The organism is Ramlibacter pinisoli (assembly GCF_009758015.1).
In the GTDB taxonomy this organism is placed as follows: Bacteria; Pseudomonadota; Gammaproteobacteria; order Burkholderiales; family Burkholderiaceae_C; genus Ramlibacter; species Ramlibacter pinisoli.
In genome coordinates, this window is record NZ_WSEL01000003.1 from 92,805 (window position 1) to 117,254 (window position 24,450).

Consider the following 24,450-nt stretch of genomic DNA (forward strand, 5'->3'; position numbering starts at 1 on the left):
GCCGCGCGCCGGCGCGGGGCCGGCGGTGGCCGCGTCAGTGCAGCGGCGCGGCGGCGGCCTGGGTGCCGACGTCGTAGGCACCGAACTTGCGCAGCAGCGCCGGCGCCCGGTCGACCACCATCGGGTCGGTGACGCGCGCCACCAGCATGGTCGCGCCCCGCTCGATCGCCTCCGTGACGATGTCGACGTGGTGGTAGTCGACGTTGGTGCGCACCAGGTCGGCGAACATCCGGCCGACCGACCCCAGCACGGAGTTGTTGCCGATGGTGCGACTGCGGTCCAGGCCCTTCAGGCGCGCCAGGTCGCTCTCGATGTGCACGTCGTCCAGGAGCACGCCTGCCTTGGCGAGCTCCTTCACGGCCTTCTGCGCGATGTGGCCGTTCTCGAAGGCGGCGAGGATGGTGGTCATGGAAGTCCTCCGTGGTGATGGTGTGGAGTGGTCAGCGCGGACGGCCCGCAAGCCGGCCGAGGTCGAGTTGCACCCACGTCGGCGCGTGGTCGCTGGCGTGCGGTTGCCCGCGCACCCAGGTGTCGACACCGGCCGCCTGCAGGCAGGACGACAGCTCGTCGCTGAGCAGCAGGTGGTCGATGCGAAGCCCGGAGTTCTTCTCCCAGTGCTGGCGGAAGTAGTCCCAGAAGGTGTAGATCGCCTCCTGTGGATGAAGTTTGCGGATCGCATCGGTCCAGCCCTGGCCCAGCAGACGCTCCCAGCAGGCGCGGCTTTCGGGCTGCAGCAGTGCGTCCTTGCGCCAGGAACGCGGGTTGTAGATGTCGAAGTCGGTCGGCACCACGTTCCAGTCGCCCGCCATCACCACCGGGTGCCGGCTGCGCCACAGCGCCTGCGCATGCTGGAGCAGGCGCTCGAACCAGGACAGCTTGTAGTCGAACTTGGGCCCCGGCTGCGGGTTGCCATTGGGCAGGTAGAGGCAGGCGACCACGATGCCGTCGACCGCCGCCTCCAGGTAGCGGCTCTGCTCGTCACCGGGGTCGCCCGGCAACTCGCGCCGGATCTCCACCGCCTCGCCGCCGCGGGTCAGGATGGCCACGCCGTTCCACGATCGCTGGCCCTTCCACAAGGCGTGGTAGCCGGCCTCGCGCAACTCGGCCTGGGGGAACACCCCGTCGAGCGCCTTCAGCTCCTGCAGGCAGGCCACGTCGGGTTGCTCGCGCTGCAGCCACTCCAGCAGGTTCGGCAACCGGCTCTTGATGCCATTGACGTTGAAGGTGGCGATCTTCACGGCGCGACCATGATCGCGCCGGCGCCGCCGGGCTCCCGTAGGACCGCGCCCCGACGGCGGTCATGTCCTACGGCGATCGTCAGCTCTGCCTCGGCAGGATGGCGCGCTTCTTCACGCGCGTGCGGCGGAAGGCTTCAGCGCCGCCGCTGCCGCCGCCATCCGGGAAGTCGTGCGGGTCGAGCGGTCCGCGGCGCTTGAGCGGCTGCTCGACGATGGTGCTCGCCGTGCTCTCGCCATGGTCGGGCTTGGCCGGCACGGACTTCGTGGCGTCGGGGCCGCGCCTGGCGCGGCTGGGGCTGGTGGACTGGTTGGAAGACATGGCGATCGGGTTCAACGCCTGCATGGTGGCGCAGCGTGCCGTGGGCCGCTGTCGGTCCAGCGTCGCGGGTGACGTAGGACCCAGGGGGCAGGTCGGCAAGCGACGAACGGCCGAACTCCCGCGCTGGCGGCCGGTCCAACCGGGATGCTCCGAGCCCTCCTGCTCAGCTTGACCGTCGCGCTGGCGGTGCCGGCGTTCGCGCAGGACCCGCTGAAGTCGGGCTCCTGCGACCAGCGCCTCGACGCGCTGCAGGCGGCCCGCATCGCCGGCACCCAGGCGAACGCGGAGCGCATCGAGGTGTTGCGGCGGCAGGCGGCGCAGGCCTGCCTGGGCGGCACCGGCGACGCCACGCGGCCCTCGCCTTCCGTCCGGGCGCCCATCGCTGTCCCGCCCACGGCCACCGCGGTGCCGCCTCCTTCGCAGCCGCCGCTGATGGTGTCGCCGCCCACCGTAGCCATCGAGCGGCCGCCGGTCCTCACCACCTGCGACGCCGGGGGTTGCTGGGACAGCAACGGCACCCGACTGAACCGCGCCGGGCCGCTGCTGATGGGCCCCGGCGGCATGTGCACCACGGTCGGCACGACCGTGCACTGCCCCTAGGGGCAACGGGCACCGCTGACAGCGATTGCAAGAGCACGCCTACGCCCATCGATGCGCGGGCGTGGCGCAATGGCGATCCCAACAACGAGGGATCCGCATGGGCAACAAGATCGTCACCGAGGCTGACCGCCGTCGCGCACCGGCCGTTCCCGCATCCGCCAACTACACTCCGCCTCGTGCTTCCATCGGGCAGAAGCTGAGCCAGGAACGGGGCACGGCCACCCGCAACAAGAAGCACCCCGGCAAACGCCCGCACCAGGGCGGCTGAAAGACAGGAGCAAGCATGCAACTGGACATCTATCGCCGGCCCGAGCCGGAACACAAGTTGTCGTTCATGGCCGTGCCCGCGGGCCAGCCGATTCCCCAGGAAGTGGACAACGTCGACTGGAAGCTGGTGGCCACGGCCACCGAGCTCGATGTCGAAGCGGCGCACCTCGTGGAATACGCGATCGACGACCCCGGCCCGCAGATCCGCGAGAAGGGTTACGCCATCACCAGCGTCACCCACCAGCTGCTGGACGGTTCCTGAAGCAAGCAGCGGGTCCGCCCGGACCCGTGGCCGCCGCACCGCGCGTGCGGCCGGCAACCCGTGCGCCGCTACCATCGGCGCCATGCCGTACACCGTGGCCGTGCGCCACCTCTGCGAATTCACCGCGAAGGCCGGCGACCTGGACCTGCGGTTCACGCCCTCGCCCACCGCGATGGAAGGCATCGCCGGCCATGCGGCGGTGACGTCCGCCCGCGCCGCCGGCTACGAGCGCGAGCTGGCCCTGGAAGGCCGCCACGAGGACCTGCTGGTGCGTGGCCGTGCCGACGGCTTCGATGCGGCGCGCAACCGGCTCGAGGAGATCAAGACCCACCGTGGCGACCTGGCCCGCCAGCCGGCCAACCACCGTGCGCTGCACTGGGCCCAGGCCAAGGTCTACGGCGCGCTGCTGTGCGAGGCGCGCGGGCTGGAGCGGATCACGCTCGCCCTGGTCTATTTCGACGTCGGCAGCGCGAAGGAGACGGTGCTCGAACAGGAGCTGGATCGCGCCACGCTGCGTGCCTTCTTCGAGGACCAGTGCACCCGCTTCCTGGCCTGGGCGCGCCAGGAACTGGCGCACCGGGCCGCACGCGACGAACGCCTGGCCGGCCTGGCCTTCCCGCATGCCGAGTTCCGCCCGGGCCAGCGCGCCCTGGCCGAAGCCGCCTACCGCGCCGCGGCGCAGGGCCGCTGCCTGCTCGCCCAGGCGCCGACCGGCATCGGCAAGACCGTCGGCACGCTGTACCCGGTGCTCAAGGCCTGTCCGGGGCAGAAGATCGACAAGGTGTACTTCCTGGCCGCCAAGACGCCCGGGCGGCAACTCGCGCTGGACGCGCTGCGCGTGATCGGCGGCGACCTGCCGCCGGTGCGGGTGCTGGAACTCACCGCTCGCGACAAGGCCTGCGAGCATCCCGACAAGGCCTGCCATGGCGAATCGTGCCCGCTGGCGCGCGGCTTCTACGACCGCCTGCCGGCCGCGCGCGCCGCCGCCCTGGCCGGCGGCACCATGGACAGGGCCGCGCTGCGCGAGACGGCGCTGGCCCATGCGGTCTGCCCCTACTACCTGGCGCAGGAACTGGCGCGCTGGGCCGACGTCGTGGTGGGCGACTACAACTACGTCTTCGACACCAGCGCGATGCTGCACGCGTTCGCGCAGGAGGGCGGCTGGCGCGTCGCGCTGCTGGTCGACGAGGCGCACAACCTGGTCGAGCGCGGGCGGCAGATGTACACGGCCGAACTCGATCCGGCGGCGCTGCGGGCCGCGCGGTCGGAAGCCTCGCCGCCGGTGCGCCGCGCCCTCGACCGCTTGCGCCGGTCCTGGAGCGAGCTGGCCCCGGCGCAGGGTGGCGGCTACGCCGTGCTGGACGAGATTCCCGGCGGCTGGCTCGCCGCGCTGCAGAAGGCGTCGGCGGCCATCGGCGACCACCTGAACGAGGCGCCGCACGAGCCGCCCGGCGCGCTGCAGCAGTTCCACTTCGACGCCCTGGCCCTGCTGCGGCTGGCCGAGGCCTTCGGCGACCACTCGGTCATCGACGTCACCGAGCGTCCGGGCCGGCGCGGTCCCGACCTGGTGCCCTGCATCCGCAACCTGATCCCGGCACCCTTCCTCGCGCCGCGGTTCGAGGCCGCCCACGCCGCCGTGCTGTTCTCGGCCACGCTGGGCCCGGACGCCTTCTACCGCGACACTCTCGGCCTGCCCGGGGACGCGGTCTGGATCGACGTCGAGTCGCCCTTCGATGCGCACCAGCTCGCGGTGCGGCTGGTGCGCAGCATCTCCACCCGCTGGGCCGACCGCGACCGCTCGCTGCAGCCCATCGCCGACCTCATCGCGCGCCGCTACGCCGCGCAGCCGGGCAACTGGCTGGCGTTCTTCAGCAGCTTCGACTACCTGCGGCGCGTGGCGGCCCTGGTGCGCGAGCGCCATCCCGGCCTGCCGGTGGTGGAGCAGGAGCCGGCCATGCCCGAAGCCGGGCGCCGCGCCTTCCTCGACCGCTTCGTGCCCGGGGGCCGCACGCTCGGCTTCGCGGTGCTGGGGGGCAGCTTCGGCGAGGGCATCGACCTGCCCGGCGACCGGCTGGTCGGCGCCTTCATCGCCACGCTGGGGCTGCCGCAGGTCAACCCCGTGAACGAGGAGATGCGCCGGCGCATGGCGCGTGCGTTCGGCGCCGGCTACGACTACACCTACCTCTACCCCGGCCTGCGCAAGGTGGTGCAGGCGGCCGGCCGGGTGATCCGCACGCGCGAGGACCGCGGCACCGTGGTGCTGATCGACGACCGCTTCGGCCGGCCCGAGGTGCGGGCGCTGCTGCCGTCCTGGTGGCACGTCGAGGACGAGCGCGAGCCGGCTTAGCCGTGGTCCTACAGCCCGCGCTGCCGAGGCACCGAACAATGGCCCCATGGAAGACCTGGAGAGCGATGGTGCGGGCGACGACACGGCGGTGGATCCGGTGCGACGGCACCTGACCGCCCTGCTCGCCTGGCTGGGCCTGGGCGCTCCTGCGCCGGCGCTGCCGCAGACGCGCCAGAAACTGGGCATCGTGCTGCTGCACGGCATCGGGGCCGACGGCTCCAGCATGGCGCCACTGGCCGGCCAGCTGCGCGCACCGGGCTGGCTGGTGGCCACGCCCGACATGCCCTGGTCCAAGGTCACGGCCTTCAGCGAGCCGGTGGCGGTGGCGGAGCGGCAGGTGCGCGAGGCGCTGGAGCGGCTGCGCCGCGACGGGGCGCAACGCCTGGTGCTGGCCGGCTTCAGCATCGGCGGCTTCTTCGCCGCCCGGATGGCGGGCCAGGTGCCGGTCGACGCCCTGGTGGCCATCGCGCCCAACGGCGGCAGCGACATGAAGAAACTGGACGACCAGCTGGCCCGGGCGCGCGAGCTGGTCGCGCAGGGCAAGGGACAGGAACGCACCACCCTGATGGACGCCGACGTGGCCAGCCCCGCGCGCTGGCCGCTGGAAGGCACCCGGCCGGCGCCCTACCTGGAGTGGTACGACCCGCAGGGCGCGATGAACTGGGACCGCGCCTGGCGGGCGCTGAAGCCCGGCCTGCCGGTGCTGCTGGTGGTGCCCACGCGCGACCTGGCCAACCTGCGCCAGAAGAAGGCCGAGCTGTGGTCCATGCTGCCGCCGCATCCGGCCAACCTCCTGCTCGAGCCGCGCAGCGACCACATCGGCGCGCCGGCTGCCTCGGCCGAAGGCGTGGTGCGCTGGCTCGGGTCGACCCTGCTGTAGGCCCTGCCCCACGGGTTGCGTCGCTCCACGCTTGCGTGCGCAGGCCGCGCCGCGGCCTAGAGTGGAGGCATCCAAGTTGCAAAAGGAGTTCACATGAACGAAGAGCAGGTCAAGGGCAAGCTGAAGGAAGCTGCCGGCAAGGTGCAGAAGAACGTGGGCGAGGCCACCGGCAACCGCGAGCAGGAAGCAAAAGGGACCGCGCGCGAACAGGAAGGCAAGGTGCAGAAGAAGGTCGGCGACGTCGAGCAAGGCGTCGAGAAGATCATCCAGAAGCCCTGAGCGGCTTCGCGTCGTTCCCTCATGGCGGGCTTGACCCGCCATCGTCGTCCCCGCCCCGCGGGGACGATTCGTTTCAGGCTTCCGGTGCGCTGCCGTGCAGCTCGGCCAGCAGGTCGAGCGCGAGGTCCTGCAACAGCTGCGCCAGGGCGGCCTGGTCGCCTTCCGCCCCCGCGTTCCTCGTCCGTTGCCAGATGCCGGCCAGCCGCGCGTGTTCGCGCGCGATGGCCTGCTCGGTGAGCACGGGCCAGTTCTGCTGGCCAGCCGGCGCAGCGCGGCCCGCATGCACGATCGCCAGGTAGCGCAGCAGCGCGGCCTGCGCGATGCGGTGCAGCGCATCGTCGTCCCAGGCCAGCTCCGTCGCGCCGGCCTGGCGGCGGCGCCACAGCACGGCGCCCAGCGCCGCCGCCCCGCCGATCAGGCCGCCGATCGCGCTGGCCGCGCCCAGGGTCATCAGGCCGGTGGCGGCGTCGACCGTGACACCGAGCGCCGCACCGCTCGCCGCACCGGCCAGCCCGGCCTGCCGCACGTCGCCGCCGGTGGTGCGGAAGCCGGCCGGCACGGCGTGCTCGAGCAGGCCGTCGGGTGCCGCCTCCAGCGCATGGCGCGCGAGCAGGCGCGCGTTGGTCGCCGACTGGCGGGTGCGCAGCCGCTGGGCGATCACGCCCTGCGCCTGCCGTCGCCCGTCCTCGGTCGGCTCCAGTCCGCCCAGGATGCCGCGCAGACTCCAGGCCGGCAGCGTCTCGGCATCGGCCGCCGCCTGCAGCAGGTCGGCTGCCAGCCACGCCATCGATTCGCGCAGGCGCAGGTCGGCTCGCTGACGCCAATGGGCCCGCAGCCGCGCCACCCCGGCCTGGCGGGACGCGTGCGCGAGGCGGTCCAGGGCATTGCGCAGGCGGGCGTCCTCGCGCCAGGTGGGCAGCGCGGCCAGCGCCAGCACCACGTGGGGCAGGCCCGCCGCGCGCAGGCGCGACGCGCACGCGGCTTCGTCGCGCGTCGCCAGCAGCAGGACGGGCCGGCCGGCCGCCAGCAGGGACGGCAGGGCCGCGGAAAGCCGCTCGTCGTCGGCGGCCACCACCAGGATGTCGCTGCGATCGTCGAGGGGGCCGGGGGCGAGCTCGCGCACCTGCAGCCGGTCGCCGCGGTCGGTGAGCAGGACGTCGGTGGCCTGCTCGCCGGGCGACCAGGCGCCCTCGCCCGCCGCCTGGCGCCACACCAGGACCAGCGTGGCGCGCGCGACCGGGTCGAGCGCCAGCAGGCCGACGCGCAGCCGGGCCGGGCTAACGCGCGCCAGCAGCTGGTCGTAGTGCGGCGCGCGCAGGTCGATCGCCAGCGCGCGCGACAGCCGGCGCGCCCGCCAGCCGGCCCAGCCCGCCAGCAGCAACCGGGGCAACAGCACCACCATGCCGAGCAGCGCCACGTACATCCAGACCCAGCGCCGGGCATCGCTGCGGTCGACTGGGGCGGTGACGCTGAAATGCAGCCGCTCGATGTCCGCGAGGCTGAATGGCTCGAGCTGGAAGGCCCATACCACCGGCGCGAACAGCAGCCGCAGCACCTGGTGCACGTGGCGCGTCTCGAGCAGCGTGCTCTCCCAGCCGACCCGGTACTCGTGCACGACGCCACCCAGCAGGACCGAGCAGGCGACCCCGGCGGCCCATGCCGCGGCGGCGCCGTGCAGCAGCCGCGCCGCGCGCAGGGCCTCCAGGCGGCCGGCCACGGCCAGCCAGAGTTCGCCGAAGGCGGTGGCGACCTGCGCTCGCAGGCCGCCGGAAGCGCGCCCCGGGAACGCCTGCACGAGCGGGTTCCACCACGGCACGCCGGCGGCCGGCCGGGCCCGCCAGGACCGCACGGCGACCACCAGCAGCGCGGCATACACCGCCAGGTTCCAGAGCAGGAAGGCGAGCAGCGGCGGCGACAGCAGGTTGACCTGCTTGGGGTTGTCGATGCGTTCGAGCAGCAGGCCGGCGAGGAAGCCGGCCACCGGCAGCAGCCAGCTCCAGCGGGCCAGCGCCGGACCGGTGGTGGCCAGCGACTGCAGGCGCGGCTGCCGCTGCACGGCCAGCGAGACGATGCGGTCGGCGCGTTCGCGCAGCCAGGCGGCGGTGTCCAGCTTGCGTCCCTGCGCGGGGTCGCCGGTGGCGGCGAGCGCCTCCTGGTCGACACGGTCGCGCTCGGCCTCGCCCACGAGGCGGCCCCCGGCCGCGCTGGTCTCGATGGCTTGCGCCAGCACCAGCCGCCGTGCGGCCGGTTCATCCACCAGGAGCCGTTCCGGAAAGTCCTCGATCACCGGCCGATTCTGCCGGGGCCGGGCTCAGCGGTGGTGCCTCAGCGGTTCTTTTCGTCCGCCAGCCGCCTGGCCTCGCGCATCACGACAACGCTGGGCTGCTTCTCGAACGGCGTGGGCGGCAGGCCGATGAGGGCCTGCAGGTAGGCATGGGCGCGGTTCATGTCCGCCCCGATCATGGCCAGGGCGACCTCATGGTCGGGCTCGTTCTGCGCGATCTCCAGGTAGGCGGCACGGAACCGCGCGTAGTCGGCTTCGGCCCGGGCCACGCGCCGTTGCACCGCCTGCATGTTGGCGTACTCTTCACGGGTGTAACGCATGCACGATGCTAGGCACGGGTCCTACGACGAGGTGCAACAGCCGTGCAAAGTTCGCACCTCGGTGCAACACCGTGACACTCATCACGGTGCGGCGCAGCTAGCGCGCCTGCCGCAGGAAGCGTCGCACGTTGTCGGGATCCGGCCCGATCGACTCCACGGCGTGCTGCAGTTCCTTCTCGCTGCACCCCAACCACCGCATCCAGTTGCGCCGCTCCCATTCGTGGTCGAGACTGATCAGGAACTCATCGACGGTGGTGGACCGGCTCTTGTCTTCGGACATGGAACGCACTCCTTGGTTCGACACCTTCAGGGTAGGCCGCGGCGCGGCGGGCGCGCATCGGAGAGCGCATCCACAAATGGTGCGACGGCGGCCGCGCCACGCGTAGGAACCCACGACGACGCGTGCACGCCGGGCGGCTGCACTGAGCGAACGCTCCTACCGCGGCACGCCCGCGCCACCTACACCGCCAAGCGGGACCCGGCCTAAGCTGCGTCGCAGGAACCCAGCCCCATGGCGAAATCCAGACGTCCCTCGGCGCAGGCCGGAGCGGCGGCCCGCGGCGCCGCCAGCCCTGGCCCGCACAGCGGCCGCGGCGCCGGCAGTGCGCTGGAGGAAATGCTGCGACGCCAGGCGCAGAACCCCCGCCCCGGCTCCCTGGCCCAGCCGCCCGGCAGCGGCCAGGATGGTTCGGCGCCGAAGGCGATCCGGAACGGGCCGCGCGACGGGGACCATCGCAAGCATTGAGGAGCGGCGGCGCCCGCCGCGCGGTCAGGCGCGTGCCAGGCCGCTCTGGGCCAGGGCCGCCTCCAGGGCGGACAGTTCCACCGGCTTGGTGAGGTGAGCGTCGAAGCCCGCCTCGGCCGTGCGGCGGCGGTCGTTCTCCGCTCCCCAGCCCGTGAGCGCCGCGATGAAGACGTCCTTCAACGCAGGGTCGTCGCGCAGCGCGCGCGCCACCTCGAATCCGTCCATCACGGGCAGCCCCAGATCGAGCAGGACGACGTGCGGATGGAAGCGCCGGGCGACTTCGAGGGCCTCCCGGCCGTCGCTGGCGCCTGCCACCTCGTAGCCCAGCATGTCGAGCAGCGCCAGCAGGGTCTCGAGGCCGTCGCGGTTGTCCTCGACCACCATGACACGGCGCGCCGAGGTCTGGCCGGCGGCATCGCCGTCGTCCTCGGGGGCCGCCCGTGGCGGCCGCTCGGTCTCGGCCAGCGGCAGTTCGACGGTGAAGCGGGTGCCTTCGTCGAGGCCCTCGCTGAAGACACGGACCGAGCCGCCGTGCATCTGCACCAGCGTGCGCACGAGCGACAGCCCGATCCCCAGGCCGCCCTGCGCGCGGCCCGCCGAATGGTTCAACTGGGTGAACATCTGGAACAGTTTGCCTTGATCCGCGGGCGGGATGCCGATGCCATTGTCCGCCACCTCCAGCACGGCGTGGCGTCCCTCGAACCAGGCTGCCAGCCGGATCTCGCCCCCGTCGGGCGTGTACTTGGCCGCGTTGTTCAGCAGGTTGCCGATCACCTGGATGATGCGCGCCGGGTCGGCCTGCAGCATCAGGTCGTCGTCGGGCAGCCGCACCTCCAGGCGGTGGCGCGCGGTGTCGATGGCCGGCCGGGCCGTCTCGACGGCGCGTTCCATCAGCGTGCGCAGCCGCACCGGCTCGCACTGCAGCTGGATGAGCCCGCGGTTGATGCGCGAGAGATCGAGCAGGTCGTCGATCAGGCGCGCCATCTGCGTGACCTGGCGGTCGATGACGTCCTGCGCACGCGCCTGCGCCGAGGGCTCGGGCGCCAGCCGCATCATGGCCACCGCGTATTTCATGGGCGCGAGCGGGTTGCGCAGTTCGTGTGCCAGGGTGGCGAGGAATTCGTCCTTGCGGCGGTCCTGGTCGCGCAGCATGGCGCTGTCGCGCACGCGCTCGATGTGGGCCCAGCAACGGTCGACGACGTCGGCCACCAGGGTCACCTCGCGGGCCGTCCAGTCGCGCGGGGCGGCCTGGTGCACCGCCATCATCGCGACCAGCCGGCCGTCCTTGACCAGGCCGGCGCAGATGATGGCCTTGACGCCGATCGCATTGAACATGAGGGCACCGCCCTCGTCGCCCAGTTCGCGGTCGACGTCGCGCACCACCAGGTGCTGCCCGCGCCGCAGGCTGGTGGTGGCCGCGCGGCCGAACAGGTCGAGCGAATAGACGCCCGCGCTGCTGGGAACGCCGGGCATCGACCAGTCGCTGCGGATGGTGAAGCGGTTGCCATCGGGCTCGACGTCGGCATAGGCACAGCGTGTGGCGCCCAGGTACTCGCCCAGCAGGCGCGCCGTGATCTCCATCACCCGGTTGGCATCGGTGAGCGTGCGGGTGGCCTGCCCCACGCGATCGAGCAGCCGGAAGCGCTCCTCGCTGCGCTTGAGGGAGGCCTCGGCCTCCAGGCGGGCGCTGATGTCGACGCACACGCCGACGAATTCGCGCACCTGGTCGCCGTCGACCAGGGGGGAACCGTGCGCGCTGACGTGCCGGTACGTCCCGTCGCGCCGGCGCAGGCGGTAGTCGATGTCGATGGGGTTCGGGTTGCCGACGCCCTCGCGCCACAGGCGCGCGACCCGCGGGCGGTCGTCGGGGTGCACGGCAGCCAGCCAGCCCTGGCCCGCATAGGCTTCGAAGGACTGGCCGGTGAAGGCCTCCCAGCTGGGGAGCGGGCGGCGGATGTCGCCCTGGGCATCGGTGGCCCAGACGATCGTGGAATGGTTCGGGGCGAAGGTGCCGGCCGGCGGGTGGTCCGCACGCAGGTCCCTGCCGAGCAGCGCGTCGGTTTCCAGCATGGGGCGCGATGATGCCACCGAAGGCAACTCATCCGCAGGACGGTTTCCCTGCCTTACGTGCGGCGATACACACGGCCGCGCAGCCGGTTCGCGCATCCTTTCGCAGGTTTGTGGCCCGGAAAGAACAAAGGCCGCATTGCTGCGGCCTTTGTGCGTGCTCCGGGGGACCGGCGCGTCAGGTGGCGGGTTGCAGGCCGACCTTGGAGTTGAAGGTGTAGCACGCCGCCTCGAAGCTGCGGATCTCGTGCAGCGCCTCGCGCAGGCTCATCTCGCCGGCGTCCATCAGCTTGCCCGCCAGGTGCTCGGTGAGCGGCTTCAGGCGCGAGAGCACCGCCTTGGTCTCGCCATAGAGCCGTTCGCTCTGGGCTTCCATGATGCTGCGGGTCTCCTCGTCGACCGCCTTGCTGCCGCCCTCGTGGTTCAGGGCGCCGAAGTTCAGGCGGGTCTTGCGGTACATGCCCATCTCGCCGACGGCATGGTGCAGCAGCTTGGTCACGCGCGTGATGTCGTTGTGCGCGCCGTTGGTCGTGCCCTCCTCGCCGAAGAACAGCTCCTCGTTGGCCATGCCGCCCAGCAGCACGCGCACGTCGTGCTCGATGTCGCCCTTGGTCTTGAGCAGGTTGGCTCCCTGCTTGTGGAACACGAAGCCCAGGGCGTTGTTGCGCGGGTTGGCCTTGAGCGAGATCTTGAGGGTCTTCATCTCGGCCAGGATCTGCTCCCAGTTGCCGCCGGCCTTCTTGCGCTCGGCCTCGAAGTCGACCAGGAAGTGGCCCCACTCGTGGATGGCGATGATGCGGCGGTCGCGCTCGCGCTCCTTGGTGGTGTTGGTGTTGACGTTGCCCACCAGCACCCGCTCGGCGGCCTGCATCAGCGTGTCGGCGCCGATCATCAGGCCGGCCTGCACCGCGCTGATGCCGGCCTGGTTGACGATAGTCTCCAGGTCCGCCGGGCTGCGGCCCTCGGTGATCTCCACCAGGTGGCGCAGGTCGAGGTCGGGCAGCACCTTCTCGGCGCGCTGCGACAGGTAGTGCTTGATGATCGAGTGCCGCTCCTCGCGGTTGGGCAGGCGGAAGTCGACCTTCATCTGGAAGCGGCGCAGCATCGCCTCGTCCATCTGCATCTGCTCGCTGTTGAAGTTGGACGCGACGATCCAGATGATCTCGGCGTCGTTCTTCGTGCGCACGCCGTCCAGCACGGCCAGCAGCATGTTCTGGGTGTCGTCGTCGAACTTGCGGTGGCCGCCGCGGCGCATGAACAGGTCCTGCGCCTCGTCCAGGAAGACGATGCAGCGCTTGCGGCGCTTGGCCATGGCCACGATGCGCGACAGCGTGCCGGCGCCGCCGCCGACGTAACCCGTCTCCAGGTTCACGGCCGAGTGGAACAGGATGGGCAGCTGCAGTTCCTTGGCCAGGTAGCTGGCCAGCTTGGTCTTGCCGGTGCCGGCCGGGCCGCTGAACATCACGTTGAACGGCTTGTTGATGCCGTACTCGGCGTACTCGGCGCGGCGGCTGTACTGGTCCTTGATCTGCGCGACCTCGGCCTTGATGTCGTCCATGCCGACCAGGTCGTCGAGCGACCCGCTGACGTGCGACGGCTCGATGAACTTGAGCGACTTGAACTGGCCCTTGAGCTGGAACGCCAGGAAGGCGATGAGGCCCAGCGTCAGCGAAGCCGACAGCACGCCGGACACGCCGGCCTTCCAGGCATCCTTCTCGGACTGCGGGCGGGCGCCGGCGAAGCCCTGGTCGAGGCGCTCGAGCAGCTGCAGGCTGGAGGGGCTGAGGTCCGAACGCGGCACGAAGGTGAGCTTGCTGCTCCACGGGGCGGACACCGCCTTGTCCGCGAAGATCTTGGTCTCCATGTCGGACGGGTAGTAGGCGTACTGCTTGCCGGCCGACTGGACCAGGACGAAGCGCTCGGACACGTTCCACATCAGCGGCTTGTAGATCACCGTGATGCGGTCGACCGGATTGGTCTGCAGGAAGCTCAGCACCGAGCCTGAGCCGAACACGACCGGCAGCTTCTCATCGAAGGCGGCGACGCCTTCGGTGGCCATGCCGCGCACCTGCTCGGCCACGGCGGCCTGGCGCTGCACGAGCACCAGGGAATAGATGCCGGTGGCCGGGATCATCAGGGCCATGGCAATCACCAGCATCTTGACCGCCGGGCTCTGGATCACGAACCAGTCGGACAGGCGCGCCATCGCCTTGCGGATCGCGAGCCAGACGCTGCCGGACGGTTGCTCGTCCTTGCCGAACTCGGGGGCGGGGGTGGTGGGGGAATTGACCGATAAATCAGACATGCAAGTCCTCTCTTGTCGGTCGAATCCTACAGACGCACCCCTGTGGCGCAAGCAAAAAAAGGGGGCCGGGCGCATTGACGCGCCCCCGCGTGACTTATGCACGCAGGTCTGCGGCAGGCTGGCTCAGCCGTGTGCTAGGCGTATGCCGGCTGGACCGCGCCGAGGCTGCGCAGTTGGTCCTGCGCCCGCCGTTCGACCTCTGCGATGGCCTGCCCCGCATCGCCGTGCAGGTCGTCGCCGCACAGCTTCACGAGGCAGTTGGCGTCCCAGTAGCTTTCGGGCCGGCGACGGCAGATCTTGGCGTAGCCGAGGAACCGGTCGCCGCTCTCGCTGGCATGCGAGGCGATCCAGAAACCTTGGTGGGGGCCGGTGATGCGTTCCATGTCGCGAAGGTCCGATGAGCCAGGGGCGTGCACCCATTCTGGAAGCGCATATCCCTTCGCGGTGTAGGACGCGGGCCCGCGGCCTGTAGGAACGCGCGTGTGTCGGGATAGTGGCTCGGCAGGAGGAACCGCCTGCTGCGCGGCCGGTCGAAACACGCAAGCCGGGTTTTCTTTTCAAGTTTCTTCCCCCGGCTTCTTGTCCTCCGGTCGTGTTGCGCGGCCGGAGGATTTTTTATGGGCCGGATCGGCCGCGTCCTACCCTGTCTCAGCGTCAGTTCCCAGATGCTGCACTGCGGCGAACTCCTAGCATGACCGTCGCCCGCCACGATGCTCGGAGAAACGCATGCCAGACGCCGACTTCGCACCAGCCCTGTCCCCCGCCCACGCGTTCGACGCGCTGAGGCAGCCCGTCCGGAAGTTGCAGGGCCGCCTGCCGCATGCGCACCACACGCCACACGGCTGCGTGTACCAGGGCGAGGGCCAGCCGGTGATCGTGTTCCCCCGCCAGGGCACCGGCCCCGAGTGCACGGCCGCGCTGCGCCGCGTGCTGGCCGATGCTGGCTTCCGGGCCCACGACTGGGGCCATGGAACCGACGAAGGGCCGCGTGCGATGGGCCTGAACCGCTGGCTGCGCAAGCTGGAGGACTGCGTCATCGACGTGTTCGAGGTCACCCAGGCGCCCGTCACCCTGCTGGGCTGGGGCCTGTCGGGCATTTACGCCCGCGAGCTGGCCAAGCGCGCCAACCCATTGGTGCGCCAGGTCATCACGCTGGGCACACCCTTCAACACCGCCGCCGATCCCCACCGGCAGTGCCCGGTGATGGCGATGCTGGACAGCGGGCCCGAACGGATGCCGTTGGCCGTGCGCCAGCGCCTGCGCCAGCGGCCGCCGGTGCCGTGCACGTCGCTCTACAGCAAGGACGACGGCGTGGTGCGCTGGGAGCAGTGCGTCGAGACCGAGACCGAGCACAGCGAGAACGTCGAAGTGCCAGGGGCGCGCCACGACGAACTGGCCGTGCACCCGAAGGCGATCGAGGTCATCACGCACCGGCTCGCCCAGGCCGAGGACAGCTGGAGACCGTTCGGCCCCGCGGGCCCGTCGCTTTCCTGAGGCGCGCTTGCGCGGCCGGGGCGCGGACCGCAATTACTTGACGGAAGCAAGCAGTCGATTGACGATAGCGGCATGGCCACTGCCGCCCCGCCGCCTCCCGTGTCGCCGCGCCACGTCCAGGCGCTGCGCGGCTTCAACCGCTTCTACACCCGCCGCATCGGCGTGCTCGAGCCCTACCTCGGCGGCGACCTGTCGCTGACCGAAGTGCGGGTGCTCTACGAGCTCGCGCACCGCGACCAGCCCACCGCTGCCGAGGTCGGGCGCGACCTGGGCTTCGATGCCGGCTACCTCAGCCGCATCCTGCGGCGCTTCGAGGAGCGTGGCTGGCTGCAACGCGTGCCCTCCCCCGCCGATGCGCGGCAGAGCCTGCTGCGCCTGACGGAATCCGGCCACGCCGCGTTCGCCCCGCTGCAGCAGCGTTCGCGCGACGAGGCCGCCGCGCTGCTCGATCCCCTGCCCCCGAGCCGGCGCGAACAGCTGGTCGCCGCGCTGGAAACCGTGCAGCGCCTGCTCGACGACCAGCCGGTGACAACGCCGCGCACAGTGGTCCTGCGCGAGCCCCGTCCTGGCGACATGGGCTGGGTGGTGGAGCAGCACGGGGCGCTGTACGCCCGCGAATACGGCTATACCACCGAGTTCGAGGCCCTGGTTGCCGACGTGGCTGCCGGCCTCATCCGGTCGTTCGATCCCGCCTGGGAGAAAGGCTGGATCGCCGAGATCGACGGCGAGCGGGTCGGCTCCGTGTTCGTCGTGCGCAAGTCGGCCACAGTGGCGCAGCTGCGCCTGCTGATCCTCACCCCGGCCGCGCGCGGGCTCGGCCTGGGCGGCCGCCTGGTCGACACCTGCATCGCCTTCGCCCGCGACAAGGGCTACCGCAAGCTGGTGCTGTGGACCAACGGCCAGCTGGAAGCGGCGCGCGCCATCTACACGGCGCGTGGGTTCCGCCTGGCGCACAGCGAGCCCCTGGCCGCCTACGGGCAGCAGCTCGTGGGCGAGACCTGGGAACTGCCGCTGCGGTGACCGGATGAGCCTGGCTCTCTGGGCTGCCGCCGCGACCGGCGTGCAGGTCGGCGCCGCCATCGTGGCCTCGCGCTTCGCCGTCGGCGAGGTGCCGCCGCTCACGCTGGCCATGCTGCGCTATGCCATCGGCTTCGCCTGCCTGCTGCCGTTCGCCTGGCGGCCGCTGCGGGTGCTGGCCGGCCCGCAACGCCCGCCGGCGCGCGACCTGGGGGCGATGGCGGCCCTGGGCATCGGCCAGTTCGGCGTGCTCATCGCCCTGCTGAACCTGGGCCTGCGGCAGGTGCCGGCGGCACCCGCCGCGCTGGTGTTCAGCCTGTTCCCGCTGCTCACGCTGCTGCTGGCCGCCGCGCTCGGCCAGGAGCGCATCCACGCCCGGCTGACCGGCGGCGTCGCCCTGTCCATCGCCGGCGTCGCCTGCTGCCTGGCGCCGGGCCTGGGCGGATGGCGGCCGGACGCCTGGGGCGGGGTGCTCGCGGTCCTCGCGGCCGCTGCGACGGGCGCGCTGTGCAGCGTGCTCTACCGGCCCTACCTGCGCCGCTACCCGGTGCTGCCGGTGTCGGCCTTCGCCATGCTGGCCTCGGTCGGGGTGTTGGCGGTGCTGGCGTGGCCGGAGCACTGGCCGGCGCGGCTGGCCGGCTTCAGCGCGCCGGCATGGGCTGCGATCGTCTTCGTCGGGGTCTCCAGCGGGGTCGGTTACGTGGCCTGGCTGTACGCGCTCAAGCACGAGTCGGCGACCCGGGTGACCGTGTTCCTCGCGCTCAATCCGCTCACGGCTTCGGTGCTCGGCTGGCTGGCGCTGGGCGAACGGCCGGCCACCGCGACCTGGCCGGCACTGGTGCTGGTGGCCGCCGGTCTCGGGCTTGCCACGCGGCGCGCCGATAATCCGCGCCCATGAGCTCCCTGCCTGCAGCACCCGCTGCCGCCGAACCGCCCCGGCCGCGACCGGCCTCCGAGGCCGACCTCTTCGTCTCGTTCACCCTGCTGGCCCTCCAGGGCTTCGGCGGCGTGCTGGCCGTCGTGCAGCGCGAACTGGTCGACCGCAAGCGCTGGCTGACGCGCGAGGAGTTCGTGGAGGACTGGGCCGTGGCGCAGATCATGCCGGGGCCCAACGTCGTCAACCTGTCGCTGATGATCGGCGGCCGCTACTTCGGGCTGCGCGGCGCGCTCGCGGCCCTGGCGGGCATGCTGGCCGCCCCCCTGCTGGTGGTGCTGACGCTGGCCCTGCTCCATTCACGCTTCGCCGGCAACCCGCACCTGGCTGCCGCGCTGCGCGGCATGGGCGCCGTCGCGTCCGGCCTGATCACGGCCACGGGGCTGAAGCTGTTCACGGCGCTGCGCAGGCACCCGCTCGGTGCGCCGGCCTGCGCCCTGCTGGGCGCGGCGAGCTTCGCCGGCATCGCGCTGCTGCGCTGGCCGCTCGCCTGGGTGCTCCTGAGCCTGGGCACGGTGGCGTGCTGGCTCACGTGGCGCAAGCTGGGGCAGCCGCAATGAGCATCGTCATGACCCCGGCCGATTGGCTGTCGCTGCTGCTGCACTACCTGCTGCTGTCCGTGCTGTCGGTGGGCGGCGCGATCACCACCGCGCCCGACATGCACCGCTTCCTGGTCCAGGAGAAGTCGTGGCTCTCCGACCCGCAGTTCAGCGCCTCGGTCGCCATCGCCCAGGCGGCGCCCGGCCCCAACGTGCTGTTCGTGGCCCTGCTAGGCTGGAACGTCGGGCTGAATGCCGGCGGCACGGCCACCGCCTGCCTGGGCCTGCTGCTGGCCATGGTGGGCATCCTCGTGCCCAGCGGCACCATCACCTACCTGGCGTCGCAATGGGGCCACCGCAACCGCGAGCTGCGCGCCGTGCGGGCCTTCAAGCAGGGGATGGCGCCCATCGTCATCGCGCTGCTGATCGCCACCGGCTGGGTGCTGGCAACCGGCACCGAGCCGAAGCTGGCCGACTGGCGCCTGTGGCTGCTGGCGGCCGTCACCGCGCTGCTGGTGTGGCGCACCCGCATCCACCTGCTGTGGATGCTGGGCGCGGGTGCCCTGCTGGGATGGTTCGGCGTGCTGTGAGCGCCGCCGCGGCTCAGTGCGGGTTCTCGAAGAACAGGTAGTTGGCGTGCTCGCCGACCTCGAAGTAGACCTTCTTCTCGCCCGGGTCGACGACGAAGTTCAGGTTCTCGTCCAGCACGCCGTAGCCGAAGCGGTAGGCCCGCGCCGCGTTGTCGTCGGTGCCCAGCGCGGTCGACAGCTTGTCGACCCGCAGGAAGCGCCGCACGAGCTTGTCGCCCGCGTAGACCTCGAGCACGCCGTTGGTGCCGGTCCAGTTCTGGATGTCGCGCCCCAGCTTGTTCTGCTGCTCCTGCGTGCAGGCCGCCAACAGCAGCGCCGCGCCCAGCAGGGCCATCGTCGTCTTGGTCTTCATGCGCCATCCTCCAGCAGTTGCGGCAACAGCGTCGCCGACGTGCCGCGCAGCACCGCGTGCGCCGCATCGTCGAGGTCGCTCGGCCCGGGGTTTACCACCACCATGCGCGCCCGCTCCGCGGCGGTGCGCGCCAGGCCCGCCGCCGGGTAGACCACGCCGCTGGTGCCGGCCACCAGCATCAGGTCGCAACTGCGGGCCGCCTGTTCGGCGGCCGCGAGCACCTCGGCCGGCAGCAGTTCGCCGAACCACACCACCGCCGGCCGGCGCAGGTTGCCGCACCGGCCGCAGCGCGGCGGCCGGCCTTCCTGCGGCGGCAAGGCGGTGCAGCAGGGCCTGGGGCGATCGAGCCAACGATCGTCCTGCAGGGTGCCGTGCAGCGCGAGCACGCCCGTGCTGCCTGCGCGCTGGTGCAGGCCGTCGACGTTCTGGGTGATGAGGGCCAGCCGCCCTGGACGGGCCTGCTGGAAGCGGGCGAGCGCCCGGTGGCCGGCATTCGGTTCGACCCGCGCCACCATCGCCCGGCGCATCACGTACCAGTCCCAGACCATCCCCGGGTCGGCCCGGAAGGCCTGCTCGGTGGCCAGGTCCTCGGGCCGGAAACGTGCCCACAGGCCGGTCTGGGCATCGCGGAAGGTCGGCACGCCCGACTCCTGGCTCACGCCGGCGCCGGTGAGCACGGCGATGGAGGTCGCCCCGCGCACCCACTCCCGGACGTCGGCGAGGCTCATGTCCGCTGGCGCAAGGCCTCGTACAGGCAGATGCCGCTGGCCACCGACACGTTCAGGCTCTCGACGGCGCCGCGCATCGGGATGGACACCAGCTCGTCGCAGGTCTTGCGCGTGAGCTGCCGCATGCCCGGCCCCTCGGCGCCCAAGACCAGCGCCACGGGCGCCTTCAGGTCGGCCTGGAACACGGTGCGTGGCGCATCGTCGCTGGTGCCGATGCACCAGATGTCGCGCTCCTTCAGCTCGCCCAGCGTGCGTGCCAGGTTGGTGACCATGAAGTACGGCACCGTCTCGGCCGCGCCGCTCGCCACCTTGGCGACGGTGGCGTTCAGGCCGACGGCATGGTCCTTCGGTGCGATGACGGCATGGGCGCCGGCGCCGTCGGCCACGCGCAGGCAGGCACCCAGGTTGTGCGGGTCGGTCACGCCGTCCAGCACCAGCAGCAAGGGCGGACCTTCGACGGTATCGAGCAGGTCGTCCAGCGAACGCGCGGCCGGCAGCGGCTCGACCCGTGCCGCCACCCCCTGGTGGCCGTGGCTGCCGGCCAGCTTGGCGATGCGCAGCGCGTCGGCTTCGATCAGCCGCACGCCGGCTTCCCGTGCCCGCTCGAGGAACTGCCGCATCCTCGCGTCCTTGCGCGCCACCTCGTAGTAGACCTCGACGACGGACTGGGGCGCGGTCTTCAGGCGCACGCCGACGGCGTGGAACCCGAAGAGGACTTTGGCGGTGGACATGGGACGATTATCGATGGGAGGAAGAAAGGGGACTTCCGTCCGCAGGAGGCGCAGAAGGAACGCAGTGGGACGCAGAACGACGACGAAGTGGGGGTTGCCGTTCGCAGCACTCCCTCCCTCCTTGGACGTCTTCCGCGTCGTCTCCTTCTCTTTTTGCGCTTTCTGGGTACCGGTGTCCGCGCCCGCTCCCGATTCCGTTCCCGCTCGCGCTCCCGCCGTCAGGCCACGACCGTTCCCGCCTCGATCGTGATGCGCCGTTCGCAGCGCGCCGCGATGGCGCGGTCGTGGGTGACGAGCACGAGCGTGGTGCCGCGCTCGCGGTTCAGCTCGAACATGAGGTTCATCACCGTCTCGCCGGTGGCGAAGTCCAGGCTGCCGGTGGGCTCGTCGGCCAGCAGCACCGCCGGCTCGACGACGAAGGCGCGGGCCAGCGCCACGCGCTGCTGCTCGCCGCCCGACAGCACCTTGGGATAGTGGCCGAACCGCTCGGCGAGCCCCACCCGCGACAGCATCTCGCCGGCCGACCGGCGGGCGTCGCGGCGGCCGGCCAGCTCGAGCGGCAGCATCACGTTCTCCAGCGCCGTGAGATTGCCCAGCAGCTGGAAGCTCTGGAACACGAAGCCGACCTTCCGCGCCCGCAGTGCGGCACGGTCGTCCTCGTCGAGGGCGAACAGGTCCTCGCCGTCCAGCCGCACCGTGCCGCGCGTGGGCGTGTCCAGGCCGGCCACGATGGACAGCAGCGTGCTCTTGCCCGATCCCGAGGCGCCGACGATGGCGGCGGTTTCCCGCGGGGCCAGGGAAAAATCGATATCACGGAGAATGTCGAGGGTGCCGGTCGAGTCGGTCACGGACTTGTGGACGTGGTCGACGGCGATGATGGATTCCGGCATGGACGAAAGGATGAGGTGGATCGCAGGGACTTTATCGTGACGCTGGCAGCCGCCCTCGGGGCCGGTGCCTTGCACGCCGCCGAGCCGGCCACGCTGCTGGTCGTCGGTGATTCGTTGAGCGCCGAGTATGGCCTGCGCCGCGGTACCGGCTGGGTGGCCCTGCTGGAGAAGCGGCTGGCCGAGCAGAAGCTGCCGGTCAAGGTCGTCAACGCCAGCATCAGCGGCGACACCACGTCGGGCGGCCGCTCGCGGCTGGCGCCCCTGCTGGCCCAGCACCGGCCGACCCACGTCGCGATCGAGCTGGGCGCCAACGACGCGCTGCGCGGGCTGCCGCTGGCCATGACCGAGGACAACCTCTCGCGCATGACCGAAGCGGCGCAACAGGCCGGGGCCCGCGTGCTGCTGGTGGGCATCCAGCTGCCGCCCAACTACGGCGCCGACTACGGGGCCAGGTTCGCTGCGCTGTACGAGCAGGTGGCGCGGCGGCACAAGGCTGCCGTGGTGCCCTTCCTGCTCAAGGGCGTGGCCGACGCGCCCGATGCCGAGCGGCTGTTCCAGGCCGACCGCATCCACCCGACCGAACAGGCCCAGCCGACCATCCTCGAGAACGTCTGGCCCGAGTTGCGCAAGCTGCTCCAGGCCGACACGGGCAAGGCGATGCCGCCAGGGGAGCGCAAGCCTTGACCGTTCGCGTCATTGCCGCCACCGAAGCGGCGCAACGGCTGTCCGAGTTCAGCCAGGTGATCGACGCGCGCAGCGAGTCCGAGTACGCCGAGGACCGGCTGCCGGGCGCGGTCAACTGGCCTTCGCTCAACGACGAGGAACGTGCGCTGGTCGGCACCCTCTACAAGCAGGTCAGCCCGTTCGAGGCGCGCAAGCGCGGCGCCGGGCTGGTCGCGGCCAACATCGCGCGCCACATCGAGCGCGAGGTCCAGGACAAGTCGCGCGAATGGCAACCGCTCGTCTACTGCTGGCGCGGCGGCAAGCGCAGCGGCGTGCTGGCCGACCTCCTCGACCAGATCGGCTTCCGGGTCACGCTCGTCCAGGGCGGCTACAAGGCGTTCCGCAACGCCGTCCTGGCCGACCTGCCGGTGCTCGCGCAGCGGCTGCAGTACCGGGTGGTGTGCGGCCTGACGGGATCGGGCAAGACCCGGCTGTTGCAGGCGTTGGCGCGCCAGGGCGCGCAGGTGCTCGACCTGGAGGCGCTGGCGCAGCACCGGGGCTCGGTGCTGGGGCTGATGCCTGGCGAGGTGCAGCCCAGCCAGAAGCAGTTCGACATGCGGATCTGGGAGCAGCTGCGCGCCTTCGACCCGGCACGCCCGGTCTACGTCGAGAGCGAGAGCAAGAAGGTGGGCAACGTCGCGGTGCCCGAGCCGCTCATCCTCGCGATGCGGGCCAGTCCCTGCCTGCGGGTGGACCTGCCGATCGACGAGCGGGTGCAACTGCTGCTGGAGGACTACGACTGGTTCGTGCGCGACCCGGAATTCTTCTGCGGCCGCCTGCAGGCGCTGGTGGAACTGCGGGGGGCGGCGGTGGTGCGCGGATGGCAGGAGGCGGCGCGCGCCGGGCAGGTCGGTGAGGTGTTCCGGGAGTTGCTGGAGAAGCACTACGACCCGGGCTACACGGGGTCGATCCAGCGCAACTTCAAGCAGTACGGCCAGGCCGGTGCGCTGACGCCAGCCGGGCGCTCGGCCGAGGCGATGGATGCCGTGGCGAGCGAGCTGCTGGCCCCGGACGGATGAAGCTCAGGACTGGGGCGGCTGGGCCGTCGGGGCGGAAGGCACGTCGTCGCCGGCAGGCTGCTGCTGCTCGGGTTCACCGGGGACGCCGGCCTTCCGGTCGGCTTTGGCCTTGAGCTTGTCTTCCTTCTTGCGCTTCTTGGCCAGCTCTTTCTGCCGCTTCTCGTATCCGTAGTTGGGTGATGGCACTCGCGTTCCGCTCCGTTGGGGGTGATGGCCCCAATGTACGCGAAATCCCCGCGCACGCCAGCGCTCAACCGAGCACCTGCAGGGCCTGTTCGAGGTCGGCCTGCAGAGCCGCCGGCTCCTCCAGTCCGACCGAGAACCGAACCAGTGTGCCGCGGTACGGCCAGCTGCCCGGCCGGCGCATCGAGAGGATGTCGTAGGGCACGACCAGGCTTACCGGGCCACCCCAGGAATAGCCGAGCTTGAAGAGGCGCAGCGCGTCGCAGAACGCATCGACGCGGTCCGGCGCATGGCGCTCGTGGAACACGACCGAGAACAGGCCGGCCGCAAGGCCATCGGCGCCGCACAGTGCCTGCCAGTGGTTGTGGCCCGGCGAGCCTTCCAGCGCCGGGTGCAGCACCTGCGCCACCTCGGGGCGGCCCTGGAACCAGCGCGCCAACTGCCGGGCGGCGGTGTCGTGGGCCCGGTACCGCAGCGGCAGGCTCGGCAGCGAACGCAGGACCATCTCGACATCGTTGCCCCCGACGCCCCACCCCATGCGCATGTGGGTGAGCTTCAGGCGCACGTGCAGCGCCTCGTCGCGCGTGACCACGCAGCCCATGAGCACGTCGCCGCCGCCGCTCGGGTACTTGGTGAGCGCCTGCACGACGATGTCGGCGCCACAGGCGAAGCCGTCGAAGGCCAGGCCCGCACCCCAGGTGTTGTCGAGCGCCGTGGTGATGCCGCGCGCCCGGCAGGCGCCGACGAGCGCCTGCAGCGGGGGGAACTCCATCGTCACCGAGCCGGGCGCCTCCAGCCACACCAGCCGCGTCTTGGGCCCGATCCGTCGCATCAGGTCGGCCGGGTCCATGGCGTCGTAGCGCTGGTGCGTGATGCCCCACTGGTGGAGTTCGCCTTCGGCCAGGGCCCGCGAGGGGCCATACGCGTTGTCCGGCAGCAGCACTTCGTCGCCGGCCGCCAGCAGCGACAGGTCGACGTTGGCAATCGCCGCCAGCCCGCTCGGCACCAGCAGGCATTGGAGGCCGTGCTCCAGGGCGGCGATGCGCTCCTCCAGCTGGAACGTGGTGGGCGTGCCGTGCAGGCCGTAGGTGTAGCCGTGCTTGTGGCGCCAGTCGCGCGCGCGCAGGGCGGCGACGTCGGAGAAGATGACGGTGGAGGCCTTGTAGACCCCTGCCTGCGGGGCGGCGAAGCCTTCCGGCGGACGGTACGGGTGGTGGATGAGGTCGGCGGCCGGCTGCTTGGTCATGAACCTATGGTAACGACCGCCGGTCGACGCGTTCGCGCGGAATAGCATGCAACGCGAACACCCCTTGAGCGAGGATCCGGCTCCGCCGGTC

General features: G+C 71.5%; 28 protein-coding genes. 13 read left to right on the forward strand and 15 right to left on the reverse strand.

All coding sequences use genetic code 11. The features are described 5' to 3' along the window. Positions 1-34: 34 nt before the first annotated feature. The 3 genes from GON04_RS01610 to GON04_RS01620 all read right to left on the reverse strand — a co-directional run bounded on the left by GON04_RS01610 (position 35) and on the right by GON04_RS01620 (position 1,557). Positions 35-409, reverse strand: coding sequence for a hypothetical protein (locus GON04_RS01610; RefSeq protein ID WP_157396267.1), 375 nt, complete (start codon positions 407-409; stop codon positions 35-37). A 31-nt stretch (positions 410-440) separates the two neighbouring features. After that, positions 441-1,238 (reverse strand): exodeoxyribonuclease III, encoded by a 798-nt coding sequence (locus tag GON04_RS01615; protein ID WP_181653829.1) that lies wholly within the window; start codon positions 1,236-1,238, stop codon positions 441-443. 79 nt (positions 1,239-1,317) lie between these two features. Then, a complete protein-coding gene (locus tag GON04_RS01620) occupies positions 1,318-1,557 on the reverse strand; it encodes a hypothetical protein (protein ID WP_198349188.1) in 240 nt (79 codons plus the stop codon). A gap of 144 nt (positions 1,558-1,701) precedes the next feature. Here GON04_RS01620 and GON04_RS01625 point away from each other — a divergent pair, with 144 nt between their 5' ends. The 6 genes from GON04_RS01625 to GON04_RS01645 all read left to right on the forward strand — a co-directional run bounded on the left by GON04_RS01625 (position 1,702) and on the right by GON04_RS01645 (position 6,192). After that, entirely contained in the window at positions 1,702-2,157 is a 456-nt protein-coding gene (locus tag GON04_RS01625) for a hypothetical protein (protein ID WP_157396269.1), read from the forward strand. Positions 2,158-2,254: 97 nt separating this feature from the next. Then, positions 2,255-2,425 carry a hypothetical protein gene (locus GON04_RS26525; protein WP_181653830.1) on the forward strand — a complete coding sequence of 57 codons (171 nt, stop codon included), beginning with the start codon at positions 2,255-2,257 and terminating at the stop codon, positions 2,423-2,425. 15 nt (positions 2,426-2,440) lie between these two features. Further along, on the forward strand, positions 2,441-2,686 hold the full coding sequence (locus GON04_RS01630) for a DUF6139 family protein (RefSeq protein ID WP_157396270.1): 246 nt from the start codon (positions 2,441-2,443) through the stop codon (positions 2,684-2,686). Positions 2,687-2,768: 82 nt separating this feature from the next. Then, positions 2,769-5,033, forward strand: a complete 2,265-nt coding sequence (locus GON04_RS01635) for a helicase C-terminal domain-containing protein (RefSeq protein WP_157396271.1) — start codon at positions 2,769-2,771, stop codon at positions 5,031-5,033. A gap of 46 nt (positions 5,034-5,079) precedes the next feature. Further along, entirely contained in the window at positions 5,080-5,913 is an 834-nt protein-coding gene (locus tag GON04_RS01640) for an alpha/beta fold hydrolase (protein WP_157396272.1), read from the forward strand. A 93-nt stretch (positions 5,914-6,006) separates the two neighbouring features. Continuing rightward, positions 6,007-6,192, forward strand: a complete 186-nt coding sequence (locus GON04_RS01645) for a CsbD family protein (protein ID WP_157396273.1) — start codon at positions 6,007-6,009, stop codon at positions 6,190-6,192. 73 nt (positions 6,193-6,265) lie between these two features. Here GON04_RS01645 and GON04_RS01650 read toward each other — a convergent pair whose 3' ends face one another. From GON04_RS01650 to GON04_RS01675, 6 genes are all read right to left on the reverse strand, one after another. Beyond that, positions 6,266-8,479, reverse strand: coding sequence for a DUF2868 domain-containing protein (locus tag GON04_RS01650; protein ID WP_157396274.1), 2,214 nt, complete (start codon positions 8,477-8,479; stop codon positions 6,266-6,268). Between the two features lie 38 nt (positions 8,480-8,517). Then, the gene (locus tag GON04_RS01655) at positions 8,518-8,796 is read right to left on the reverse strand and encodes a hypothetical protein (RefSeq protein ID WP_157396275.1); all 279 of its coding nucleotides are present in this window, start codon (positions 8,794-8,796) and stop codon (positions 8,518-8,520) included. Positions 8,797-8,893: 97 nt separating this feature from the next. Beyond that, entirely contained in the window at positions 8,894-9,076 is a 183-nt protein-coding gene (locus tag GON04_RS01660) for a DUF3606 domain-containing protein (protein ID WP_157396276.1), read from the reverse strand. A gap of 489 nt (positions 9,077-9,565) precedes the next feature. Further along, positions 9,566-11,611 carry a hybrid sensor histidine kinase/response regulator gene (locus tag GON04_RS01665; protein ID WP_181653831.1) on the reverse strand — a complete coding sequence of 682 codons (2,046 nt, stop codon included), beginning with the start codon at positions 11,609-11,611 and terminating at the stop codon, positions 9,566-9,568. A gap of 175 nt (positions 11,612-11,786) precedes the next feature. Further along, on the reverse strand, positions 11,787-13,913 hold the full coding sequence (locus GON04_RS01670; protein ID WP_157396278.1) for an AAA family ATPase: 2,127 nt from the start codon (positions 13,911-13,913) through the stop codon (positions 11,787-11,789). A gap of 134 nt (positions 13,914-14,047) precedes the next feature. After that, on the reverse strand, positions 14,048-14,296 hold the full coding sequence (locus GON04_RS01675; RefSeq protein WP_157396279.1) for a hypothetical protein: 249 nt from the start codon (positions 14,294-14,296) through the stop codon (positions 14,048-14,050). 343 nt (positions 14,297-14,639) lie between these two features. Between GON04_RS01675 and GON04_RS01680 the strand changes: the two genes are divergently transcribed. The 5 genes from GON04_RS01680 to GON04_RS01700 all read left to right on the forward strand — a co-directional run bounded on the left by GON04_RS01680 (position 14,640) and on the right by GON04_RS01700 (position 18,487). Then, positions 14,640-15,407, forward strand: coding sequence for an alpha/beta hydrolase (locus GON04_RS01680; protein WP_157396280.1), 768 nt, complete (start codon positions 14,640-14,642; stop codon positions 15,405-15,407). Positions 15,408-15,479: 72 nt separating this feature from the next. Further along, positions 15,480-16,427, forward strand: a complete 948-nt coding sequence (locus GON04_RS01685) for a bifunctional helix-turn-helix transcriptional regulator/GNAT family N-acetyltransferase (RefSeq protein ID WP_157396281.1) — start codon at positions 15,480-15,482, stop codon at positions 16,425-16,427. 4 nt (positions 16,428-16,431) lie between these two features. Beyond that, the gene (locus GON04_RS01690) at positions 16,432-17,322 is read left to right on the forward strand and encodes a DMT family transporter (protein WP_157396282.1); all 891 of its coding nucleotides are present in this window, start codon (positions 16,432-16,434) and stop codon (positions 17,320-17,322) included. Next, positions 17,319-17,918: a chromate transporter gene (locus GON04_RS01695; protein WP_157396283.1), complete on the forward strand. Its 600-nt coding sequence runs from the start codon at positions 17,319-17,321 to the stop codon at positions 17,916-17,918. The genes GON04_RS01690 and GON04_RS01695 overlap by 4 nt, the downstream gene beginning before the upstream one ends. Before the next feature lie 8 nt (positions 17,919-17,926). Continuing rightward, positions 17,927-18,487 carry a chromate transporter gene (locus tag GON04_RS01700; RefSeq protein ID WP_232532931.1) on the forward strand — a complete coding sequence of 187 codons (561 nt, stop codon included), beginning with the start codon at positions 17,927-17,929 and terminating at the stop codon, positions 18,485-18,487. A gap of 13 nt (positions 18,488-18,500) precedes the next feature. On the opposite strand, the gene GON04_RS01705 is transcribed toward GON04_RS01700, so the two are convergent. From GON04_RS01705 to GON04_RS01720, 4 genes are all read right to left on the reverse strand, one after another. Further along, positions 18,501-18,839, reverse strand: a complete 339-nt coding sequence (locus GON04_RS01705) for a hypothetical protein (protein ID WP_157396285.1) — start codon at positions 18,837-18,839, stop codon at positions 18,501-18,503. Next, entirely contained in the window at positions 18,836-19,567 is a 732-nt protein-coding gene (locus tag GON04_RS01710) for an SIR2 family NAD-dependent protein deacylase (protein WP_157396286.1), read from the reverse strand. Before GON04_RS01710 ends, GON04_RS01705 begins: the two co-directional genes overlap by 4 nt. Beyond that, complete coding sequence (gene rlmB, locus GON04_RS01715) at positions 19,564-20,298, reverse strand: 23S rRNA (guanosine(2251)-2'-O)-methyltransferase RlmB (protein ID WP_157396287.1); 735 nt, start codon at positions 20,296-20,298, stop codon at positions 19,564-19,566. The genes GON04_RS01710 and rlmB overlap by 4 nt, the downstream gene beginning before the upstream one ends. Positions 20,299-20,516: 218 nt before the next feature. Next, entirely contained in the window at positions 20,517-21,188 is a 672-nt protein-coding gene (locus tag GON04_RS01720) for an ABC transporter ATP-binding protein (protein ID WP_157396288.1), read from the reverse strand. Between the two features lie 15 nt (positions 21,189-21,203). On the opposite strand from GON04_RS01720, the gene GON04_RS01725 reads away from it, so the two are divergent. After that, positions 21,204-21,872 carry an arylesterase gene (locus tag GON04_RS01725; RefSeq protein WP_181653832.1) on the forward strand — a complete coding sequence of 223 codons (669 nt, stop codon included), beginning with the start codon at positions 21,204-21,206 and terminating at the stop codon, positions 21,870-21,872. Then, a complete protein-coding gene (mnmH, locus tag GON04_RS01730; protein ID WP_157396289.1) occupies positions 21,869-22,930 on the forward strand; it encodes a tRNA 2-selenouridine(34) synthase MnmH in 1,062 nt (353 codons plus the stop codon). Before GON04_RS01725 ends, mnmH begins: the two co-directional genes overlap by 4 nt. A gap of 3 nt (positions 22,931-22,933) precedes the next feature. Here the strand turns inward: mnmH and GON04_RS01735 are convergent, their stop codons facing one another. Both GON04_RS01735 and GON04_RS01740 read right to left on the reverse strand, forming a co-directional pair. Further along, complete coding sequence (locus GON04_RS01735; protein WP_157396290.1) at positions 22,934-23,116, reverse strand: hypothetical protein; 183 nt, start codon at positions 23,114-23,116, stop codon at positions 22,934-22,936. 64 nt (positions 23,117-23,180) lie between these two features. Further along, positions 23,181-24,359 (reverse strand): PLP-dependent transferase, encoded by a 1,179-nt coding sequence (locus tag GON04_RS01740; protein ID WP_157396291.1) that lies wholly within the window; start codon positions 24,357-24,359, stop codon positions 23,181-23,183. Positions 24,360-24,450 lie beyond the last annotated feature (91 nt).

Excerpts from the sequence above, each read along its gene's own strand:
- GON04_RS01610 (WP_157396267.1), bottom strand. The coding sequence starts at position 409 with ATGACCACCATCCTCGCCGCCTTCGAGAACGGCCACATCGCGCAGAAG.
- GON04_RS01620 (WP_198349188.1), bottom strand. The coding sequence starts at position 1,557 with ATGTCTTCCAACCAGTCCACCAGCCCCAGCCGCGCCAGGCGCGGCCCC.
- GON04_RS01625 (WP_157396269.1), top strand. The coding sequence starts at position 1,702 with ATGCTCCGAGCCCTCCTGCTCAGCTTGACCGTCGCGCTGGCGGTGCCG.
- GON04_RS26525 (WP_181653830.1), top strand. The coding sequence starts at position 2,255 with ATGGGCAACAAGATCGTCACCGAGGCTGACCGCCGTCGCGCACCGGCC.
- GON04_RS01630 (WP_157396270.1), top strand. The coding sequence starts at position 2,441 with ATGCAACTGGACATCTATCGCCGGCCCGAGCCGGAACACAAGTTGTCG.
- GON04_RS01635 (WP_157396271.1), top strand. The coding sequence starts at position 2,769 with ATGCCGTACACCGTGGCCGTGCGCCACCTCTGCGAATTCACCGCGAAG.
- GON04_RS01640 (WP_157396272.1), top strand. The coding sequence starts at position 5,080 with ATGGAAGACCTGGAGAGCGATGGTGCGGGCGACGACACGGCGGTGGAT.
- GON04_RS01645 (WP_157396273.1), top strand. The coding sequence starts at position 6,007 with ATGAACGAAGAGCAGGTCAAGGGCAAGCTGAAGGAAGCTGCCGGCAAG.
- GON04_RS01655 (WP_157396275.1), bottom strand. The coding sequence starts at position 8,796 with ATGCGTTACACCCGTGAAGAGTACGCCAACATGCAGGCGGTGCAACGG.
- GON04_RS01660 (WP_157396276.1), bottom strand. The coding sequence starts at position 9,076 with ATGTCCGAAGACAAGAGCCGGTCCACCACCGTCGATGAGTTCCTGATC.
- GON04_RS01665 (WP_181653831.1), bottom strand. The coding sequence starts at position 11,611 with ATGCTGGAAACCGACGCGCTGCTCGGCAGGGACCTGCGTGCGGACCAC.
- GON04_RS01670 (WP_157396278.1), bottom strand. The coding sequence starts at position 13,913 with ATGTCTGATTTATCGGTCAATTCCCCCACCACCCCCGCCCCCGAGTTC.
- GON04_RS01675 (WP_157396279.1), bottom strand. The coding sequence starts at position 14,296 with ATGGAACGCATCACCGGCCCCCACCAAGGTTTCTGGATCGCCTCGCAT.
- GON04_RS01680 (WP_157396280.1), top strand. The coding sequence starts at position 14,640 with ATGCCAGACGCCGACTTCGCACCAGCCCTGTCCCCCGCCCACGCGTTC.
- GON04_RS01685 (WP_157396281.1), top strand. The coding sequence starts at position 15,480 with ATGGCCACTGCCGCCCCGCCGCCTCCCGTGTCGCCGCGCCACGTCCAG.
- GON04_RS01690 (WP_157396282.1), top strand. The coding sequence starts at position 16,432 with ATGAGCCTGGCTCTCTGGGCTGCCGCCGCGACCGGCGTGCAGGTCGGC.
- GON04_RS01695 (WP_157396283.1), top strand. The coding sequence starts at position 17,319 with ATGAGCTCCCTGCCTGCAGCACCCGCTGCCGCCGAACCGCCCCGGCCG.
- GON04_RS01700 (WP_232532931.1), top strand. The coding sequence starts at position 17,927 with ATGACCCCGGCCGATTGGCTGTCGCTGCTGCTGCACTACCTGCTGCTG.
- GON04_RS01705 (WP_157396285.1), bottom strand. The coding sequence starts at position 18,839 with ATGAAGACCAAGACGACGATGGCCCTGCTGGGCGCGGCGCTGCTGTTG.
- GON04_RS01710 (WP_157396286.1), bottom strand. The coding sequence starts at position 19,567 with ATGAGCCTCGCCGACGTCCGGGAGTGGGTGCGCGGGGCGACCTCCATC.
- rlmB (WP_157396287.1), bottom strand. The coding sequence starts at position 20,298 with ATGTCCACCGCCAAAGTCCTCTTCGGGTTCCACGCCGTCGGCGTGCGC.
- GON04_RS01720 (WP_157396288.1), bottom strand. The coding sequence starts at position 21,188 with ATGCCGGAATCCATCATCGCCGTCGACCACGTCCACAAGTCCGTGACC.
- GON04_RS01740 (WP_157396291.1), bottom strand. The coding sequence starts at position 24,359 with ATGACCAAGCAGCCGGCCGCCGACCTCATCCACCACCCGTACCGTCCG.